Source organism: Kitasatospora sp. NBC_01266 (genome assembly GCF_036242395.1).
GTDB lineage: Bacteria > Actinomycetota > Actinomycetes > Streptomycetales > Streptomycetaceae > Kitasatospora.
In genome coordinates this window covers 8,383,487-8,400,471 of record NZ_CP108458.1, presented here as the reverse complement: position 1 = coordinate 8,400,471, position 16,985 = coordinate 8,383,487, and the positions used below count along the sequence as shown (strand labels likewise).

Annotated in this window: 21 protein-coding genes and 4 pseudogenes; 8 read left to right on the top strand and 17 right to left on the bottom strand. The window is 68.8% G+C overall.

Annotated elements, in window-relative coordinates; all coding sequences use genetic code 11:
• Positions 1-189 precede the first annotated feature (189 nt).
• The gene (locus OG403_RS36060) at positions 190-900 is read right to left on the bottom strand and encodes a hypothetical protein (protein WP_329571980.1); all 711 of its coding nucleotides are present in this window, start codon (positions 898-900) and stop codon (positions 190-192) included.
• 109 nt (positions 901-1,009) lie between these two features.
• Entirely contained in the window at positions 1,010-1,444 is a 435-nt protein-coding gene (locus OG403_RS36055; RefSeq protein ID WP_329571978.1) for a DUF6234 family protein, read from the bottom strand.
• A 1,295-nt stretch (positions 1,445-2,739) separates the two neighbouring features.
• On the opposite strand from OG403_RS36055, the gene OG403_RS36050 reads away from it, so the two are divergent.
• A complete protein-coding gene (locus OG403_RS36050; protein WP_329571977.1) occupies positions 2,740-3,333 on the top strand; it encodes a dihydrofolate reductase family protein in 594 nt (197 codons plus the stop codon).
• Positions 3,334-3,549: 216 nt separating this feature from the next.
• Here OG403_RS36050 and OG403_RS36045 read toward each other — a convergent pair.
• The 4 genes and pseudogenes from OG403_RS36045 to OG403_RS36030 all read right to left on the bottom strand — a co-directional run.
• Positions 3,550-3,735 (bottom strand): annotated as a pseudogene (locus tag OG403_RS36045) (SMI1/KNR4 family protein); the annotation flags it as partial.
• 13 nt (positions 3,736-3,748) lie between these two features.
• Positions 3,749-4,120, bottom strand: coding sequence for a hypothetical protein (locus OG403_RS36040; protein WP_329572748.1), 372 nt, complete (start codon positions 4,118-4,120; stop codon positions 3,749-3,751).
• Positions 4,121-4,400: 280 nt separating this feature from the next.
• Complete coding sequence (locus tag OG403_RS36035; RefSeq protein WP_329571975.1) at positions 4,401-4,769, bottom strand: hypothetical protein; 369 nt, start codon at positions 4,767-4,769, stop codon at positions 4,401-4,403.
• A 358-nt stretch (positions 4,770-5,127) separates the two neighbouring features.
• Positions 5,128-5,745: a TMEM175 family protein gene (locus OG403_RS36030; RefSeq protein WP_329571973.1), complete on the bottom strand. Its 618-nt coding sequence runs from the start codon at positions 5,743-5,745 to the stop codon at positions 5,128-5,130.
• 122 nt (positions 5,746-5,867) lie between these two features.
• On the opposite strand from OG403_RS36030, the gene OG403_RS36025 reads away from it, so the two are divergent.
• On the top strand, positions 5,868-6,053 hold the full coding sequence (locus tag OG403_RS36025) for a hypothetical protein (protein ID WP_329571971.1): 186 nt from the start codon (positions 5,868-5,870) through the stop codon (positions 6,051-6,053).
• 66 nt (positions 6,054-6,119) lie between these two features.
• Here the strand turns inward: OG403_RS36025 and OG403_RS36020 are convergent, their stop codons facing one another.
• Positions 6,120-6,242 carry a hypothetical protein gene (locus tag OG403_RS36020; RefSeq protein WP_329571969.1) on the bottom strand — a complete coding sequence of 41 codons (123 nt, stop codon included), beginning with the start codon at positions 6,240-6,242 and terminating at the stop codon, positions 6,120-6,122.
• A gap of 123 nt (positions 6,243-6,365) precedes the next feature.
• Between OG403_RS36020 and OG403_RS36015 the strand changes: the two genes are divergently transcribed.
• Positions 6,366-6,632 (top strand): hypothetical protein, encoded by a 267-nt coding sequence (locus OG403_RS36015; protein WP_329571967.1) that lies wholly within the window; start codon positions 6,366-6,368, stop codon positions 6,630-6,632.
• Between the two features lie 133 nt (positions 6,633-6,765).
• Here the strand turns inward: OG403_RS36015 and OG403_RS36010 are convergent, their stop codons facing one another.
• Both OG403_RS36010 and OG403_RS36005 read right to left on the bottom strand, forming a co-directional pair.
• Positions 6,766-7,242 (bottom strand): hypothetical protein, encoded by a 477-nt coding sequence (locus OG403_RS36010; RefSeq protein ID WP_329571965.1) that lies wholly within the window; start codon positions 7,240-7,242, stop codon positions 6,766-6,768.
• Positions 7,209-7,529: a hypothetical protein gene (locus tag OG403_RS36005; protein ID WP_329571964.1), complete on the bottom strand. Its 321-nt coding sequence runs from the start codon at positions 7,527-7,529 to the stop codon at positions 7,209-7,211. Before OG403_RS36005 ends, OG403_RS36010 begins: the two co-directional genes overlap by 34 nt.
• 196 nt (positions 7,530-7,725) lie before the next feature.
• Between OG403_RS36005 and OG403_RS36000 the strand changes: the two genes are divergently transcribed.
• On the top strand, positions 7,726-8,124 hold the full coding sequence (locus OG403_RS36000; protein WP_329571963.1) for a DUF4440 domain-containing protein: 399 nt from the start codon (positions 7,726-7,728) through the stop codon (positions 8,122-8,124).
• A 114-nt stretch (positions 8,125-8,238) separates the two neighbouring features.
• Positions 8,239-8,502, top strand: coding sequence for a transposase family protein (locus tag OG403_RS35995; RefSeq protein WP_329571961.1), 264 nt, complete (start codon positions 8,239-8,241; stop codon positions 8,500-8,502).
• Between the two features lie 111 nt (positions 8,503-8,613).
• Here the strand turns inward: OG403_RS35995 and OG403_RS35990 are convergent.
• Positions 8,614-8,817, bottom strand: a pseudogene (locus tag OG403_RS35990) (IS701 family transposase); the annotation flags it as partial.
• A 159-nt stretch (positions 8,818-8,976) separates the two neighbouring features.
• On the opposite strand from OG403_RS35990, the gene OG403_RS35985 reads away from it, so the two are divergent.
• Positions 8,977-10,689 carry an IS1634 family transposase gene (locus tag OG403_RS35985; RefSeq protein WP_442910869.1) on the top strand — a complete coding sequence of 571 codons (1,713 nt, stop codon included), beginning with the start codon at positions 8,977-8,979 and terminating at the stop codon, positions 10,687-10,689.
• Between the two features lie 63 nt (positions 10,690-10,752).
• On the opposite strand, the gene OG403_RS35980 is transcribed toward OG403_RS35985, so the two are convergent.
• The 3 genes from OG403_RS35980 to OG403_RS35970 form a co-directional block, all read right to left on the bottom strand.
• Positions 10,753-11,154, bottom strand: coding sequence for an HAD family hydrolase (locus OG403_RS35980; protein WP_329571959.1), 402 nt, complete (start codon positions 11,152-11,154; stop codon positions 10,753-10,755).
• Positions 11,155-11,164: 10 nt separating this feature from the next.
• Positions 11,165-11,407: an HAD hydrolase-like protein gene (locus tag OG403_RS35975; protein WP_329571957.1), complete on the bottom strand. Its 243-nt coding sequence runs from the start codon at positions 11,405-11,407 to the stop codon at positions 11,165-11,167.
• Between the two features lie 91 nt (positions 11,408-11,498).
• Positions 11,499-12,050 carry a hypothetical protein gene (locus OG403_RS35970; protein ID WP_329571955.1) on the bottom strand — a complete coding sequence of 184 codons (552 nt, stop codon included), beginning with the start codon at positions 12,048-12,050 and terminating at the stop codon, positions 11,499-11,501.
• A 314-nt stretch (positions 12,051-12,364) separates the two neighbouring features.
• Here OG403_RS35970 and OG403_RS35965 point away from each other — a divergent pair.
• Positions 12,365-13,335 (top strand): annotated as a pseudogene (locus tag OG403_RS35965) (transposase).
• Positions 13,336-13,790: 455 nt separating this feature from the next.
• Here OG403_RS35965 and OG403_RS35960 read toward each other — a convergent pair.
• The 3 genes from OG403_RS35960 to OG403_RS35950 all read right to left on the bottom strand — a co-directional run bounded on the left by OG403_RS35960 (position 13,791) and on the right by OG403_RS35950 (position 16,035).
• Positions 13,791-14,144 carry a hypothetical protein gene (locus OG403_RS35960; RefSeq protein ID WP_329571954.1) on the bottom strand — a complete coding sequence of 118 codons (354 nt, stop codon included), beginning with the start codon at positions 14,142-14,144 and terminating at the stop codon, positions 13,791-13,793.
• A 38-nt stretch (positions 14,145-14,182) separates the two neighbouring features.
• Positions 14,183-15,208, bottom strand: coding sequence for a YncE family protein (locus OG403_RS35955; protein WP_329571952.1), 1,026 nt, complete (start codon positions 15,206-15,208; stop codon positions 14,183-14,185).
• Between the two features lie 518 nt (positions 15,209-15,726).
• Positions 15,727-16,035 carry a hypothetical protein gene (locus tag OG403_RS35950; RefSeq protein WP_329571950.1) on the bottom strand — a complete coding sequence of 103 codons (309 nt, stop codon included), beginning with the start codon at positions 16,033-16,035 and terminating at the stop codon, positions 15,727-15,729.
• Positions 16,036-16,182: 147 nt separating this feature from the next.
• Between OG403_RS35950 and OG403_RS35945 the strand changes: the two genes are divergently transcribed.
• Positions 16,183-16,584 carry a DUF397 domain-containing protein gene (locus OG403_RS35945; protein ID WP_329571948.1) on the top strand — a complete coding sequence of 134 codons (402 nt, stop codon included), beginning with the start codon at positions 16,183-16,185 and terminating at the stop codon, positions 16,582-16,584.
• 129 nt (positions 16,585-16,713) lie between these two features.
• Here OG403_RS35945 and OG403_RS35940 read toward each other — a convergent pair.
• Positions 16,714-16,879 (bottom strand): annotated as a pseudogene (locus tag OG403_RS35940) (IS630 family transposase); the annotation flags it as partial.
• Positions 16,880-16,985 lie beyond the last annotated feature (106 nt).

The window sequence follows — 16,985 nt, the reverse complement described above, 5'->3', positions numbered from 1 at the left end:
GTCACGGTAACTGTCACCGACGCCCAGTCCGGGGCTGCGATCATGCTGAGATGGCTGCCCTGTCGCACTGAGGCCGGCGGATTCTCACTCGGTCTCGTCCATGTTGTCGGATTCTCACCGTTTCGCGTACCGAGCGGAGTTGGCCGCTGGCGGTGCTCCTGCCATCTGATCTTGTCGATCCCGGCGAGGTCACCGCTGTTGGGCGGCTGGTTGCGCGAGAGTGAGTCCAGCCCACCGATCAAGCTCCTCCGCGTGGCTGCCGACCGCCGTCGCCCGGGCTACCGTCGCGGCTTCCTCAGGCGTCGGCTCACCATTGCGGGAGAGCAGAGCCAGTGGCCAGGCCGGGGTTTCCGAGTGCTCACCGTCGAAGGGGTGCCAGTCCCAGGCCGCGTCGAACCGCCAGACGCGCCTGGCCTGGTCGGCGAGCTCATCGCCTGGTTCGAGGAATGCGTACGGGCGGAAGAGCAGCTCGATGCGGATCGGTTCACCGCCGGCCGGATCGAGCGCGTAAGCCTGGTCCTCAAGCTCGGGGTCATAGGTGTCACCCTGCCGCAGGAGGTCGAGGTAGGACGCAGGCCGCGGCAGCATGCCGGTGACCCGGGGCGGATCGAAGTGATAGACCGCCTGGACGTGCACCACGGTCGCGGGAACTCCCACGAGGCATGTGTCACCCGGCCCCAGTACGGTCTCCGCCGGTTCCGTTCGGAAGATCTCCCACTCGTGGGCCTCAGGCGTTGGAAGCGCCCACTGGCCGTTCCACCTGATGTTCTTGGCCTGCGGGTCCGCCTCCAGCCACGGCCACCGTACGGAGACGTAGGAGCGGGAGACCTCGGTGACCGTGGCCTCGGTGAACGGGCACTCCAGCTTCAGCACATCACCGGGCCGGTAATCGTCAATCATGGACGCAATTCTGCATGCCCTCACTGGCACGTGACCGAATGGGTACCCGGTTCGCCGACACGCTGAACACTGACTTCGAGCGCCGAGCTCTGGTCGACGGGCTGGCGGGTCACGAGCATCTGCTCCCGCTGTAGCAGACTGGCCCGGTGTACGGCACGGGCTTCGGCGGGTGAGCCCGGTCGTAGTGGTTCTGCGCCAGGCTGAGCAGTGCTCCGAGGGCCATCACGGCAGTGAGCTGCAGCACCAGACTCCACGGGGCGCGGGCCACCGCGGCCAGCACGGTCACGGCCAGCGCGAGCAGCAGGAGGCGGTGCGTCCAGGCCAGGCTGGCGAGTGCGTAGGCGTCGGCCGAGGAGTCGGTCACCTGGAAGTCATTGGTCTGCAGCATGTCCAGCCGCAGGAAGACCAGTTGCCAGACGTAGATGGCCGCCTCGAGGACAGACAGCAGGATGCCGAAGGGGACATCCACAGCCAGGGGCGCCCTGCCGACCAGCGGCCAGCGCCGACGGGTCTTCCCCGCGGGCCGGGTGGACAGTGTGATCATGTACCAAGTCTGCCCTAGCTGTTCTGACCGTGAGGTTGGGGACGCGGCTTGGCGGGTGGCCCGTCGACCTCGCGCCGGTGGGGGCACCCAACCAGGTGGTCGCCCAACTCCTGCAGTTCCCCGTGACCTTCAGCCACAACCCGTAACCCCGGTAGGGGGTGGGCCGGCACCGGCACCCGACGGTCCCAGCGGCGAGGCCGACCTGGCCTGCCGGCAGTGCTGGCCGAGCTCGCGGCAGCGACGGACCCCGACACCTGAACCGCGGGTGCCGGCCAGCCGGGGTCGGCCTTCCCGTCCTCGCCCCGGGGCGGTGACGTCAATCGACCTGAGTGCCCTGCGCGTTCACGAGAACCCAGTCCGTTCCGTGCCGAACCGGCTCGGAGACGAACCGGCTCGGAGACGAATACGTGGGTGCAGCGGCTGCGAACCGCGAATGCCACCCCGTCGAACCGGCCCGCCATCCGCGTGCGACCGGTCACTACCGCCGTCGCGCCGAAGAACCGGACCACCGGCTCTTCCCCGTCCGGCCCGATCGCCTCGAACACCACCTGCCGTGAGGCGACGAGCGCGACCAGCTCGGCCTCGGTGACCACGGCACCACCCATGACATCGACGAGGAGGAAGCGGTCGGCCGAGCGGGAACGGCATGAACGCGCCGAGCGTCGGCCCGTGCGGAGATCCTCGCGGATGTCGCACGTCCGGTCCGCGGCGCGCTACTCGAGGCAGCCGCAGAAGGGCGCACCCTCAACTGGCGCGAGATGCAGCAGCGGACGGGGACAGTCGGATCGGCCTGCTGACCCGCCATGAGCGGCTCCAGGTGCTCGTCGTCACGCAACGAACTCCGGCTCCTGACGATCCGCTGCTGTCCGCACTCGCCACCGAGCCCGGGGACGAGTTGGCCCTGTAGCTGTACCGGGACCTCGCCAGCCGGCCTGACCAGCAGGATCCCCAGATAGTGATCTTTCCCCTGCTCCGCCACCGCATCCTCCTCCAGTAACCACTACGCAGTGCTACCACCGATTACGGGACAGAGCCGAATTCATGACACTCCCACGCCGAGGGGCGCTCGGTGGGTGACCCGGGCAGCTCGAAGGTCGAGCCGGTGAGCGACGCGGTGAAGGCACAACACGCGGAGTTCGGCCGGACCGGCTTCGCGCACCAGGAGGCGAACAACACTAATGTCAACGGGTGGCGGCCGAACGTGACCGGCCCCGTCTGACACGTTTGCTTCGCCGCGCTGAGTCCGTGGTCGGCACTCGGTCTGCACTACTGATCGTCGCCGGGAGGAGACCGCAGTGCCGAAGGTGATCGCCGATATCACAATGTCGCTGGACGGGTACGTGACCGGGCCTGGCGCCGACGAACAGCACGGGCTCGGCGACGCGACTGAGCTCCACACGTGGGTGACGGAACAGGACGCGGTCGACACCGAGATCCTCGAACGGGCCACGGCGCAGAGTGGTGCCGTGGTCATGGGGCGGCGGCTGTTCGACATCGTCGACAGCCCTGGGGGTTGGAACGAGGACGTGGGGTACGGCGCGGATCAGACGGGGGCGCCGCCGTTCTTCGTCGTCACCCACGCGCCGCCGCAGGACGTTCGGCTCGAACGAGAGCTCGGGATGCGCTTTACCTTCGTCGACGATCTGGCCACTGCAGTCGACCAGGCTCGGGCCGCCGCGACGCACGGTGACGTCGTGATCATGGGCGGCGGCGACGTCATCGGCCAGGCGCTCGAAAAGGGTCTCGTCGACGAGCTGCGCATCCACCTCGCGCCGATGCTGCTCGGCGGGGGGACGCCGCTCTTCAAGCCCGGCACGCGTCAGATGTACCGCCAACGCGACGTTCGCCCGTCGAGGAACGCGGTCCACCTCGCCTACGAGCGCGTGTAGAGCGAGGCGTCACACTCCGCCGGTACTGCACTCGAGCGCGGGCGGATGTACCCGCGCGCAGCGCGGACCACCGCAGTTGTCGGTGAGGTCGATCGACGCTTGATGTAGCACCGAGCCTATGACCGCTCGCCGCTCATAGTGCCCGATCTGGGTCGGCGCCGGGGCGTAGGGGGGCGCACAGGCTACGGATCACGAACTGCAGCTGCCGTGTAAGTGCTACAGCTTGATCTGCCCTGTCAGCCACCATTCGAGGTATTTGGCCAGGCTCGGTGCCACCCAGGTGCGGCTGTCGTCCTCGTGGTTCCAGACGAAGACATCGGGCCGACCGATCCTGGGGAGGAGCGCGAACAGGTCCCCGTTCCCTGCGTCCGCGAAGAAGAGCAGCGGATCAAACGGCATGTAGAGGGCGGCAGGCTCAGCGTCCTCGCGAAGACTCTGGTCGGGGGCGGAGCGGTTCCAGCAGGAGTTCGTCGGCGAGTTGCTCGCGCTGGTCGGCGTAGGTGGCGAAGATCTCGGCTGCGGCTTGGAGGGTGGTTTCGGTGGCCTGGTCGACGGCCCGCCAGGTGACCCGGCGCCAGTTCTGGTCGTCAGGGCCGGAAGCCGGGTGGAGGTGCTCGGCTGCCGGGTAGCGGGCGGTCCTGGTGGTGGCCTGACGGAAGTCCGGGTGGTCTTGCAGCAGCGCGGCCAGGCGCGTGATGGCACTCTGTTGCTCCTGCTCGGCGAGTTCCTTCTCCTGATAGGCGGCTTCGGTCTCCTCGGCCTTGAGCTGCTCGGCGGTCTGGAGCATCTCGCGAGCCCAGTTGGCCAACCGGTTCCAGCGGAGCGTGACGCCGTCAGCGGCCACGCACACTTCGAGGCCGGCCAGCTTGCCCTGCTGTCGCCATGCCCAACCGTGGAGCCTGCGCAGCTCGGCTGTCGCCGCCTCATCGTCCTCGTCCCCGCCGGTTCCGGCTTCGCGGGTGCTGGGGTCGTCGCCGTTATGAGGCTCGGTCGGGAAGTCGTCGGGGTCGAAGTCGTCGTCGAGGTCGAGTTCGGTGAGGAACTGCAGGGCGTCGAAGACCGTGGACTCATGGAAGAGGAGCTTGCTGCCGGCGGCCGACGCGGCCTGGCACAGCTGGTCGGGGGTGAACTGGTTGGGGTGGAGGTCGACCTGGGTGGGGCTCGGGGACGGGCGGGATGTCGACGTCCGTCAGCCAGTCGTAGATCTTCAGGACCTCGGTGTCCCGGAACCCGGTGACGACCATGCGGTCGCTGGCCATGGTGTAGGCCTGGGTGTCCTCGATCGGGAACGGCATCTTGTGCGGCGACTCGAAGCACCGGACCTGTTCGAAGCCCCAGGTCCGGGCCTGGGCCTCACTACCATCCGGGTCCTGCACGGCCAGCCCGGCCGCCCGGGCCATCCAGTAGGCATGGGCCAGGGAGTAGCGGGTCGCCAAGTAGTCCAGGGCGGGGATGGTCGTCGGTGTCCTCCGGGAGCTGGTGCGGGTCGCACAGCAACACAGCCCAGTACACGAATCAATGAGGCCGGCGCCACCAGTCGGCCACCCGTCCGGACGCAGCGGCGTGAATTTGTTCTCGTGGCGCGGAGGCGGGCCTCAGCGCCGACTCGGGGCAGATGTACGCGCGCTGCCCGCTGATCGATCGGGAGCTGTCGCTCGGGGCGGGGGCGGGTGCGGGCCCGCCGGCGGCCCACGCCCGCCCGCCCCGAGCCGTCGCGGCCGAGGACGACCAGGTCTCAAGCCCGGGCCGGACGACGATGAGCGGTCGCGGTTGAGCGACCTGCCCGAAGGCCTCTCACCGACGTCCCCGGGCAGCTTCGCGCCTTCCGAGCGCGATCCTGAGGGGAAGCAGGGCCACCCAGCTCCAGATCGCCGCCGAGGGTGAGGCAAAGGCGATCGGTACCGTCGCGCCGAAGACCACGATGTTCGTGCCCAGGTCCATGACGATCTTCCGGCCGACACGCTCGTCAGAGGGACGAGCCCGCCCCGGACCACGCCGAATCGACAAGAGCAGCGCGAGTTGCAGCAGGTCGATGACGATGATGGTGCCCGCGTAGACGGTGACGGCCAGGGACTGCGAGGCGTACTCGGACAACATCGTGGTGGGGAAGGGAAGCAGTGCGATGACGCCCAGCCCGGCAAGCGCGAGCCGCACGGACAGCGTGCCCAGTGGCCCGGCGAGTTGGAGGATCCGGCGGTGGTCGCGCCAGACGCCGGCAAGGATGGCGAAGCTCAACCCGTAGGCGCCGATGTTCGGCAGCAACCCGTGCACCATGCGGCGGAAACCGGCCGCGTCCAGCCCGGGAGTCACGTGAATGTCGAGCACCAGCAGCGTCATGGCGATGGCGAAGATGCCGTCCGACAGAGTGGCCAGCCGGTCCAGGCCGCTGTCGTCCGCTTCATCGCTGCTCACGGCTAACAGGATGATCGATGACTGCGGTGATGACCTTCATTACGCCCACGGCGGGCACGCCGGGCAGAACCCGATGGCACGCCCTGTCACTGCGGACACGCGAAGGCTCACGCGTCGCCCCAATGGCCGCGAACGTGCAGTGGGACCTGTACACGGGCACCCCCGAGGGCGGCGAGGGCACCCGGCACCTGGTGCGCATGCTCGACAACGAGAAGCAGACGGCGTTCAAGCCCTCCTGCCGACCCATCGCCAGCGGCAGCTACTTCTACGACCTGAACGAACTGGATCGCTGCTTCGACCGGAGCTGACCGCTCGCACCGGCAGGTGGCCGCCCGTTCCGGCCTGGCCACCTGCCGGTGCGACGCATGACCGCGTCAGTCCGAGCTCAGCTCGGTGACCGCGAGCACCGACTTGCCGTGCGAGGCTCCGGATTCGAACCGCCGGTGCACGGCCTGGACTTCGGCGAGCCGCACGACCACCGGCGGCACGCTCGGCAACTCACCCAAGGCCAGCGCTGGCGGTCCACGACGGCAAGCTCCATCTCGTGCACCCGTGCCGGCAACAGCCACAGACTCTGACACGCCACCTACGACGGCTCCAGTTGGAGCCAGGACCGGCAGATGCCCGCCCACGAGTCGGCGTCCAACCCGGCCCCGTGCGGTTACAACGGCGCCCTCCACCTCGTCCACCGCGGCTACGGCAGCGGCGACCAGAACCTGTGGGCGACCAGCTTCATCGCGGGCAAGGGCTGGGAGCCGGACCAGAAGTTCCCTGGCCACCTCAGCGGTGCGGGACCGGCCCTCATCGTCTACCGCGACGAGAACGCCGAGAGCGATCGGCTGCTGTGCGTGCCTGGCCGGCGGGGCTCTCGGGGATGGGCGCGATGACAGGTCGGTGCACGTGGTTCTCCGTCAGGCTGGGATACGGAAGGTGAGCTGGCTCTCGTCGGCGGAACGGGGTCGTCGTGGGCGCGTGCCCGGGCAAGGCCGCCGTGGCCGGGCCGGTCGGCCTGCGCGCGGGCTACAGGGTCCTCACCGAGGGAACCGCAAACTGGTGGACCAGGTCGAGGGCGAGCTGCCTGGTCAGGCGGTTTCTCGCGTCGTTCGAGGACACGAGGTCGACGAGTGGGCCTTCGCCCGTGACAGGGGCTATCCAGCGCAAGGCGATGCTGTCGGCGACGGGTTCGGGTGTGCTCGCCCTCGCGTTGTGGAATTGGTGAGTGAGGGCGATTTCCTTGGCGTTGTGACCGTGCTCGGGGGCCTGGATGGTGGCACGGATCTGTAGGAGTCCATCGGCGTGCTGTCGGCGGGCATGCAGTGCGGCAACGGTCACCAGATCATGTATCGCGCGTTCAAGCCGACTTTGGACAAGGTAGCGAACCTGCCTCACAGTGTCGGGATGGGACGCGTTCGGGGTTCCGGCGAAGGAGCCGCCGTGGAAGAGCTCGATGTGCCCCCTCGTGCTCAGGCCGGTGTAGGGCAGGTCGGTGCTGACCACCGCGCGCCGCAGACCGACCCTCGGGCGGGCAACCCGCCGTCGAAGGCTTGGTGGAGCAGGCTTTCGTCGGGAAGTAGTGGGAGCGCGGAGAGCAGGCTCGGCTCGGGCGCGGTTCGGTCGACGGGTCGGTCGACGGTTCGGTCGACGGGTCGGTCGACGGTTCGGTCGACGGGTCGGTCGACGGTTCGGTCCGTGGTGGCATTGGACGGCATCGACGCGGCGGCGGTGACCGTGATCCAGATGTTCGCGTCGTGGCGCCGCAGGTGTCCTGCCAGCTCGTCGGCCATTGCCGCCAGGTGTTCCTCTGCGGCCTGGCGTCGTCTGAAGCGGCCCGTATACGCGGATTCCAGGTCGCTTTCCCCCAGCCAGTCGGTATGGCTGTCCCGCAGGGCTGTTGCAAAGTCGCGTGATCTCGTGGGTGCCCTGGGTCGAAGTTGCCTCGACGCCATGTCCGTTGCCCCCCAACGGTGTTACTGTCGCGCCATGTCCAAGATCGAGATTGACGCGATAACCGCCGAGTTCTTCGGAGCCTTCGACAACCGCGGCGGCAAGGCCGCGGACGTGGCCCGGATCCGTCGGCTGGTCATTCCGGGTGGTGTGATCGTGCTGACCGGGCCGAAGTACACGGTCTACGCCGTGGACGAGTTCATCGAGCCGCGCGAACGCCTGCTCGCCGACGGCCGGTTGGTCGAGTTCTCGGAGTGGGAGACCTCCGAGCGAACCGAGATCGCGGGCGACATCGCGTCGCGCTTCGGCGAGTACCGGAAGGCCGGCGTCCTGGACGGCGAGCCGTTCGAGGGCGGCGGGACCAAGACCATCCAGTTCGTCCGCACCCCGGAGGGCTGGCGGATCGCGGCGTTCTCCTGGTACGACCAGGCCTGAGGGTCCGCAGGTCGCGGCGGTCCAAGGAACGCGGGCTGGGCCGTCACGCACGCAGCGAAGCTCCGGCTGAACGGGGGTGACCTTCCCAAGTCGCCTCACACCACCGGAACTTCGATGTGTCGTCAGTCTGCCACCGCCTGTCTGATCAACTCGCCCGCTCTGGAGGACACCGCAGGGTTGTCGCTGGTGGAGCGGTTGCGGCTGTTGCCGGATCCGCGTCGGCGGCGCGGTGTGCGTCACCCGTTCGTGGCGGTGCTGCTGGTTGCCGCCTCGGCGGTTGTCGCCGGCGCATGCTCGTATACGGCTATCGGCCAGTGGTCCGCGAACGCGCCGCAGCATGCCCTGGCCCGCCTGGGTGCCTGGGTCGTAGGGTCGTAGGGTCGTTGAGCGTGCGCGTCGCGCCGAGTGCCGCCACGATTCGGCGGATTGTCGGCCTGGTCTGCCCTGGTGGCCTGGCCGATCCGACCGGCGCTGATCCTGTCGGCTCGTTACTTGGGCCCAGTCGTAGAAGCGGTGACCTTTGGCGCCGTCTCCGGCCGAAAGTCGCTGCCACGCAGTCTTCGGGAGGCAGTGGGCCAGCATGCCGGCCGTGAAGACGCCCGCGCGGGTCGGGATCGGTCGCTTGCGTGAGACGGCGAGGACGTAGCCGACCTGACGGCGCTCCAGTTCGGCGCTCAGGTGGGGGTCGCCGCCGTCCCGCGTTCCGCGTAGTTCGACGGTTCTGGAGACGTCAGCGGGGTGAAGTCGCAGGCCAGGGTGGTGAGGCTGTCGCTGCGGGCCGAAAGTGCCTAGAGACGCGACTTCCGTGATTTGGCTGCGCTGGCCTGTGGCTTCGGCCTATCGTCTGGAGCTGTGTACGTGAAGACGACGAAGCGGGAGAACAAGTCCGGGACGGTCCGGTACCTGCACCTGGCCCACAACGAGTGGGATCCGGTGAAGGGCCGGGCGGTACCGAAGGTGCTGTTCACCTTCGGCCGCGAGGACGACCTGGACCGCGACGCGGTCAGGCGCTTGGTCGCGTCTCTATCGAAGCTGCTGGAGCCGGGTGACGCCCCGGCCGCGACCACGGCGTCGGACCTGGAGTTCACCTCGTCGCGCGCGTTCGGCGGTGCCTACGTGCTCGATCAGCTGTGGCGCCGCCTGCGGATCGACCAGATCCTGGGCCGGGTCGGGCAGCCCAAGCGCGGCAGGCGACGGGACATGACCACCACCGAGCGGGTGCTGTTCGCCCTGGTCGCCAACCGTGCGCTGGCGCCGTCGTCGAAGCTCGCGGCCGCGGACTGGATCACCAACGACGTGCACATCGACGGCCTGTCGGCAACCGACGACGACACCTGCTACCGGGCGATGGACTGGCTGCACGAGGTGACCGGCGACCTGGAGAAGCAGGTGTTCGACGAGGTCGCGAACCTGCTGAACCTGGAGGTGGACCTGCTGTTCTTCGACACCACCAGCACCTACTTCGAGTTGGAGGAGCCGGACGAGCCCGTCGCCCGGGACGACGCGGGCCGCCGCCTGAACACCGAGGATGTGGACGGCGAAGCGAAGCAGGTCGGGTTCCGGACCTACGGCAAGTCGAAGGACTCCCGCGACGACCTGCCGCAGATCGTGATCGGCATGGCGGTCACCAGGGACGGGATCCCGGTCCGCTGCTGGTGCTGGCCGGGCAACGCTTCCGACCAGACCCTGATCCGTCAGGTCAAGGACGAGATGCGGGACTGGACCCTCTCCAAGATCGTGTGGGTGGCCGACCGCGGTTTCTCCTCCGCCGAGAACCGCCGCTACCTGCGAAAGGGCGACCACGCCTACATCATCGGCGAGAAGCTCCGTTCAGGGAGTCCCGAGGTGCAGGCCGCCCTGTCCCGGCAGGGCCGCTACCAGGACGTGGGCGAGAACATGCGCGTCAAGGAGGTGCGGATATCCGACACCGACCGGTTCGTGATCTGCCACAACCCCGAAGCAGCCGAGCGTGACAGACACATGCGCGAACAACTCGTCGCCCAGCTAGCCGACTTGATCACCGATACCGACAAGCTCAGCGACTTCAAGCGGGGCGAACTGCGCGGCCGGATCGCCGACAAGCCCGGCCTGAACCGCTACCTTCGCGCCACCCCGGCCGGCAAGCTCCGCATCGACCAGGCCAAGATCAAGGCGGAGGAGAACCTCGACGGGAAGTACCTCCTGCGCTGCTCGGACCCCCACCTGAGCGCCGAGGACATCGCTCTGGGCTACAAGCAACTGCTCGAAGTCGAGCGCGGCTGGCGCGACATGAAGCAGATCATCGACCTGCGGCCCGTCTACCACCGACTCGAAGAACGCATCCGAGCCCACGTCATCCTGTGCTGGCTCGCCCTCCTGCTGATCCGGATCACCGAGACCACCACCGGCGACACCTGGCCGCACATCCGACGCGAGCTCGACCGCCTCCACCTGGGCACCTTCACCGGCCCCACCGGAACGTTCCAGCAGGTCACCACTCTGACGAAGCCCCAGCGAGACCTGCTCGCGAAGCTGCAGATCCCCATCCCCAAGCAGGTCGTCGCGCTTCAGCCCGCATCCCGCTGACCAGCCGAAACGCGACCGCCTAGAGAAACGCCCTCCAGGCGGCCGAAGCCATGTCCGCCCAGGTCAGACCCCAGATTCGATCCTCCAGGCCCCTGAATTACGCGGAACGCAGGCCAGAGTGGCTATCGCAAAGCAAGGATCGCAGCGATCGGCGGCCTCGGGAACGGCGACGACCGTCATCTGGGCCGACACGCCAGCGAGGACGCCGTTGAGCGAGTCCTCGATCACAATGCATTCGTCGGGTGACGCGCCGAGGGCGGCGGCTGCGCGGAGATAGGCGCCCGGGTGGGGCTTGCCGTGTTCGTCGTCTTCGGCCGAAAACACGGCATCGAAAGATCGGTCAAGGCCGGTGCTCGCGAGCGCATGCCGAATCACCGACTCCGGCGAAGATGACACGACGGCCATCGCCCTCGATGCACGCGCGCACGCCGCGACGGCGTGTTCGGCGCCGGGTTTCAGCGCCACTCCCTCCAACCTACGGCACACGGCACACGGCGGCCACGATCTGCTGCTCGACGTCGTCGGGGTCGGCTTGAATGGTGGCCCGATCGAACCAGTAGGCCACCATGTCCCTTTGCCGCAGCCCGCGCGTCGCCGCCTGCATCTCCGTTGTGAGGTGCAGGCCAAGCGGACCGAACACTTCGCGCTTTGCCGCGTCCCAGATCGGCTCGGAGTCGATCAAAAGGCCGTCTAGGTCGAATAGGACAATCGGTTGCATTGGTTGCTCTTTCGTTGGCGATCACGCGAGGACGAGACGATTCGCTGCCCCGCCGTGCATGAGCAGATGGTGCTGTGGTCGATGACGATACTCATGAGCCGCCGGCTGGCCCGGCGGCGAGCGTGAACCATCCCGGGGTGGGCTCGTCGGCCCAGCCCCGGTCGGCCAGCCGCTTCATCTTCGACCGAACTCCTTCCACACTTGCCGGAACCGGCTCCAGTCCGAGTACGGCGGTGATCTCCTGACAGGACATCACTGGCTTCCCGCCGGATGCTTGTTCGGTGAGCATGGCGAGGACGCGCTGGTAGTGGGGAGCGAGCGCGTCCACGGAAAGCGCGGGACGCCACACCGGGACGATCGAGCCCGATCGCGCGGCCCTCGGTAGGGGAACCTCGGCGGGCGCGTTCGTCGCGGGCTCCGGCCCGGACGACTCACCGGCTCCCGGGCCGGCTTCACCTGCCTGTCCGGGCCGCGGCCCGGACAGAACCTCGCCAACGCGCTGCCGGGCGATCAGCCACTCGTGCCAGGCCGTCTCCGCTTCGGCGAGCTCAGCGAGTACCCGGTCCGCCACCTCCCGAAGCTCCTCCACGCGCTCACGCGCGGCCAGCTCCCGCTCCTCCAGGAGACCCACCACCGACGCCATCCCGGCACCTCCACCAACGGGACAACCCAACGGCCCGAGCATGCCTCGCCATGCCGGCATCATGCCTGAACTGCGGAAACCCGCCGATCAAGTTCGGTACGACAACGGCTTCTCAGCTTGTCGTTTTACCTCCGGTGATCGACTCGAGGTTGTTCGAGCTGATCACCCACATGGGGATCTGCCGGACAAGGCGACGACCTCCGTCTCACGCTGTGTGATGTCGAGTCGCACAGCAGAGCCGGAGGTCGTCGGTGTCGATTGTTGTCCCTGAAGCCGTTCGCCAGCAGGCAATCTCGGAACTGTCCTCCTTTCGAATGGACTTGTATGCCGCGATGCCCCGCCGCGCGGACGCACTGTTTGAGCTCTCGGATGCCTTGCTGTGCGCCGACGGTCCGGTCCGTGCCCTGGTCGAGCTGGCCCTGGCGCCGGAGCACCGGCGCTCGCACGCTTCCCTCTACGCCGCCTTGAACCGGGGAGACCTCGATGCTGATCGCCTTCGGTCCGCGATCGCAGCCCGAAGCATGCCCCGCGGCCCTGGCGGACGGATCGTACCCGCCGTCGACGTGTCCGCCTGGCTGCGGCCGGACGCCAACACCAGCGACGGCCGTTCCTTCTGCCACACCTACGGCCGGCGCGAGAACACGCACGAGATGGTGCCAGGCTGGCCCTACTCCTTCGTCGCCACCCTGGAGTCGGGCCCGACCTCGTGGACGGCCCTGCTGGACGCCAAGCGGCTGGAGCCCGGCGCGGACACCGCGGCCAACTCCCCACCATCGAGGGCACCCTGATCCGCCTCGACGTCGACCACCTGCCCTCCGGCGGCACCCCGAAGCCGGTCTGGCTGTGGTTCTCCGACCCCACCCCGCCGACGCGGACACCGACATCGACACCGCCTGGCACGCGTTCCTACGGCGCTTCGACCTGGAACACACCTTCCGCTTCCTCAAGCAGACCCTCGGCTGGACCCGCCCCCGCCTGCGCGAAACCACAGCGGCCGACCGCTGGACCCACCTGGTCCTGGCCGCCTACACCCAACTCCGCCTCGCCAGAGCCTTGTCCGCCGACCTTCGCCGACCTTCGCCGACCCTGGGAGCGGCCCCAGCCTGCCGAACGCCTCACTCCAGCCCGGGTCCGACGCGGGTTCCGCAACATCCGCACAACTCTGCCCTGCCCAGCAGCCGTTGCAAGACCCTCCCGCCCCAGTGCCGGGCGTCCACCCGGCCGGCCCAACCGGCGCCCAGCCCCCGTCTACGACGTCGGACTCGCCCTGGTCACCAACCAATAGCGAACGGACAGGCGAGAACCCGAACGCCGCAGAAGATGATCACCGGAGGTAAAACGACAAGCTCAGCAAGCCTGGGGACTGCTTGACGAAGTCGACCAGGATTCGGGATCCGCAGCACTCGCGACAGACCCGCCGATCCACCGGTCTTGACTATTCCTCCGTCCAGTGGGGGCGGCGGCGTGGTGGTGGTTACGGTCGCCTGGCGAGCGAATCCGCCCAGCCCGACAGACCGCCTGGTTCAAGGAGCGGGTTCGTAGTACGGATCTCGCTGGCGGAGCGGGAGGGAAGGACAACCGTCATTCACTTTCCCTTCCCGATCGAGCGGTACGCCCGCCCGGGCGTGGACGCGGTCGCCCGCCGCTGCGGCTGAACATCCGGGTGGGCGGGCGTCGGTGAAGATGTCTCGGGTGGCACGACGAAGGGGCGGCCGGGCGGCTTCCGCCCGGCCGCCCCCCTCAGATCAGCTCGACGTGCTCGGCCTTGTCGGTAGGGTCGAGGTGACCTGCTCCAATGTAGAACTTGGCGGCGACGGCGTGCATCCGCTGCCACTCCACCGCGCGCGGGTTGAACGCCCGCAGCTTCACCGTCTGGAGGATCCGCGCCGCGCGCCGGCGGGCGTTGATCCGCAGCCACTCGATCGGCGACTCCACCGCGACCGGCTGCTGCTCGCCCTCCCCGGCCTCCGGCGTCGGCAGGTAGACCGGGATGATGACCCAGGACGCCTTGCCCTCACGGTAGAACTGGCGCAGCGCCCTTCCGGCGGCCTGGGCGATGTCGATGACCGACGACTTCGGGACCGTGAAGCACATGGCGTCCACAGCTCGGACGTCGACTCGGCTGACCCACCTCACGGCAGTTTGGCGGTGTCGATCGCCTGGATCTGGTCAGAGTCGTGGTCCGAGACGAGCAGGGTCGTCGCGTCGGGGCTGAGGGCGAACTCGCGGGGGAAGGCGCCGGTCGGGATGCGCCCGAGGGCGGCCGGTTTACCGGCGAGCGCGGCCCGGGTGTCCACCACGGTCAGGCCGGTCGTGGCGCCCGCGGTGTGGAACCGGTCGGAGTCCGCGGTAATGATGCGGGCGCCGCCCTGGACGAGGACCAGGCCAACCGGGGCGGTGCCCACCTGGACGGAGGCCAGCAGGGCGTGCCCGGGGTCGGTGGTGAGCCTGTCGGCGTCGAAGGCGAGCAGGGCGTTGCTTCCCCGTGCGGTGACCCACACGGTGTGCCCGTCCGGTGCGGGGAGGACTCGTACCGGCTCGCACCCGGCGGCGACGCTGCCCAGCAGGGCCTTGCCCGGCGTGGACTCCAGGGTGGGAAGATCGATGACGCTGATTTCGCCGTGCTTGGAGCCGGCCGGCGTGCTCGGGTCGACTTCGCTGGTCGCGTACAGTCGGCGCCCGTCAGGGGACAGGGCGGTGCCGACCACGGCGTCGCCCAGCGTGAGACTGCCGATCCGCGCAGCCTGGCCGAACCCGGTACGAACCGCCGTGCGCAGATCGAAGACCTCGATGTCACCGCGGTGGCCGGTCTGGGCGTTGCCGTACTCCTGGCTGACAAAGGCGTAGCGGTCGTCGGGTGAGACCGTAACCTCGATCGCGCTGGTCCCGGCCGCGCCGGTGAGCGCTCCCAGCACGGCCCCTGGCGCGCCGGCCGCTGCCTTGGCCGTGTCCACCACGATCGCCCCGCTGCCCGCGGCGATGAGCAGTTCGCTTCCGTCGTGGGTGAGCGTGATGCCGGTGGCGCCTTCCTTGCCCAGGCTCGCGGCCGGAAGCGGGATCGTCCGCACGAGCCGTGGCGTGGCGCTGTCGGTGGACAGCACCCCCAGTGCCGACTGCAGCACGGCGAAGGCGACGTGGCCGGTAGGGGCGTAGACCAATCCGAAGGGCTGGGCCGGCACCGTCAGGCTCGTGGTGCGGACACCGGTGAGCTGCGGCTGCGAAGGCGCGGGCCCGGTCTGGCACCCGGGCGGGGCAACCGCTGTGGCTACCGCAACGGACGACGCCGGGCCGGTGCCGCCACTCGGGCCGGTGCCGCTTGTCTGACAGCCCGACGCGCCCAGCGCCACGGCCAGGGCCATTGCCCACGGAAACGTCCAATGCCCGGGGAACGCCATCAACTACCCCTTCCAAGTGCCGAATCAGCGGCGAACCTAACAAGGGGTCTTGTGAAATCCTTGTGACCCGGCCGCCAGGGCACGGCGCAGCCGAACCACAGCAAGGCGGGCCAGGCGGGTGGTCTCCAGCTCCTCCCGCCAGTCGCGGCCGACCGGCGTGCCCGGTTCCTCGGCGGCGGTGACCGGCCTTTCGGGCGGCCGCGGGGTGGTCTCGGTGGTGGTCGCTCGTCCCTCCGGGTCGGGCCGCCCCGGAGGGCCTGGACGGCGGATCTCGGGTCCGGTCAGCCGGCGACGGTCTCGGCTGTATGTCCGTGGAGCATGTCCAGGAGCGCGGTCTGCTGCTCGGTCGGCTTTCCATCGGCGCGGGCCCCCACCTGCTTGCGCAGCCACGCACCGGGACGGAACGCCGAGTCGTCGCCGAGGCCGGTGCGGTTGGCCGGTCCGTCGAGGGTGCCGCTGGCGGCGAGGTAGGCGAGCAGGCGCCGGTACGACCTGTTCCAGTCCGGCTCCAGCCGCCACAACTCGTCCAGCGCGTCGAGCTTCGCGGCCTGGCCCTTGGTCAGGTTGTCAGCCTTGCGCTGGCGGCGCATCCACGCACCCACCGCGTAGCCGTCCAGCTTCGCGGCGGCCGACCCCGCGACAGCGGCCGTCCTGACCCTCCTCGTGGCGCACCGCGAAGGCGGTGAACGGGCGGCGCGGGCGTCTGGAGTCAGACGGCCCCGCAGCTGCGCGACATCGTGCTGCTGCAACTGCTGATCACGCTGGCCGGCTCCATCGGCTCCGGCGCCGGACGTCTGAGCGCCCAGCAGACTGTTCTCGGGGCGAGTTCTTCGATCAACTCGCCGAAGTGTGCGTGGGACAACCCGGACAGGGCAGGATGGGAGCAGGCCGCGCGGCCGCGAGATGCCCGCCACGGTCTACTGGCAGCAGGACAGAGAGGGCTGGCGATGGCCGACAGCACCTGGCGCAAGAGTTCCCACTCGCAGGAACACGACTCCTACTGCGTGGAGGTAGGCGATCTATCCCACGGGATCGGGGTTCGGGACTCGAAGGACCGACAAGGGCCGCATCTGTCGTTCCCTTCCAAAGCGTGGTCCGCGTTCCTTGAACTGGTCAGGAACGACAGCCTCCACGGCTGACCGAACGGCACGGCGGCATCACCCTGTCCGCCTGCGGCGCCTACCGAGCCGGAACGGGCCGAACTGCGACCCGCAGGCCGGCACGCCCGACCTCGAATCGCTCCCAAGGTCGTTACTGACTTCGGCTCGTCAGGGTGAGGTTGGGGCGTCGAGGGTCAAGCCGGTACCGGCCATGAATCCGTCGAGGATGTCGGGCCGATACTGCAGGCGCTTGCGCCGGTTGCGGACGAGTAGCTTGAGCCGGTCGAGGGGCGGCCACGGCGAGGTTGGCCAGGCTGCGTTTGACGTGTGCCCATCCTCAAACGCCAAGGCTACGGCCGTGCCAGCTTCGAATTCCTCTGGCGTCGTACTGCTCGGGCTGACACTACTCTTCCGGGTGATTGACGTACTGATCCGCTGAC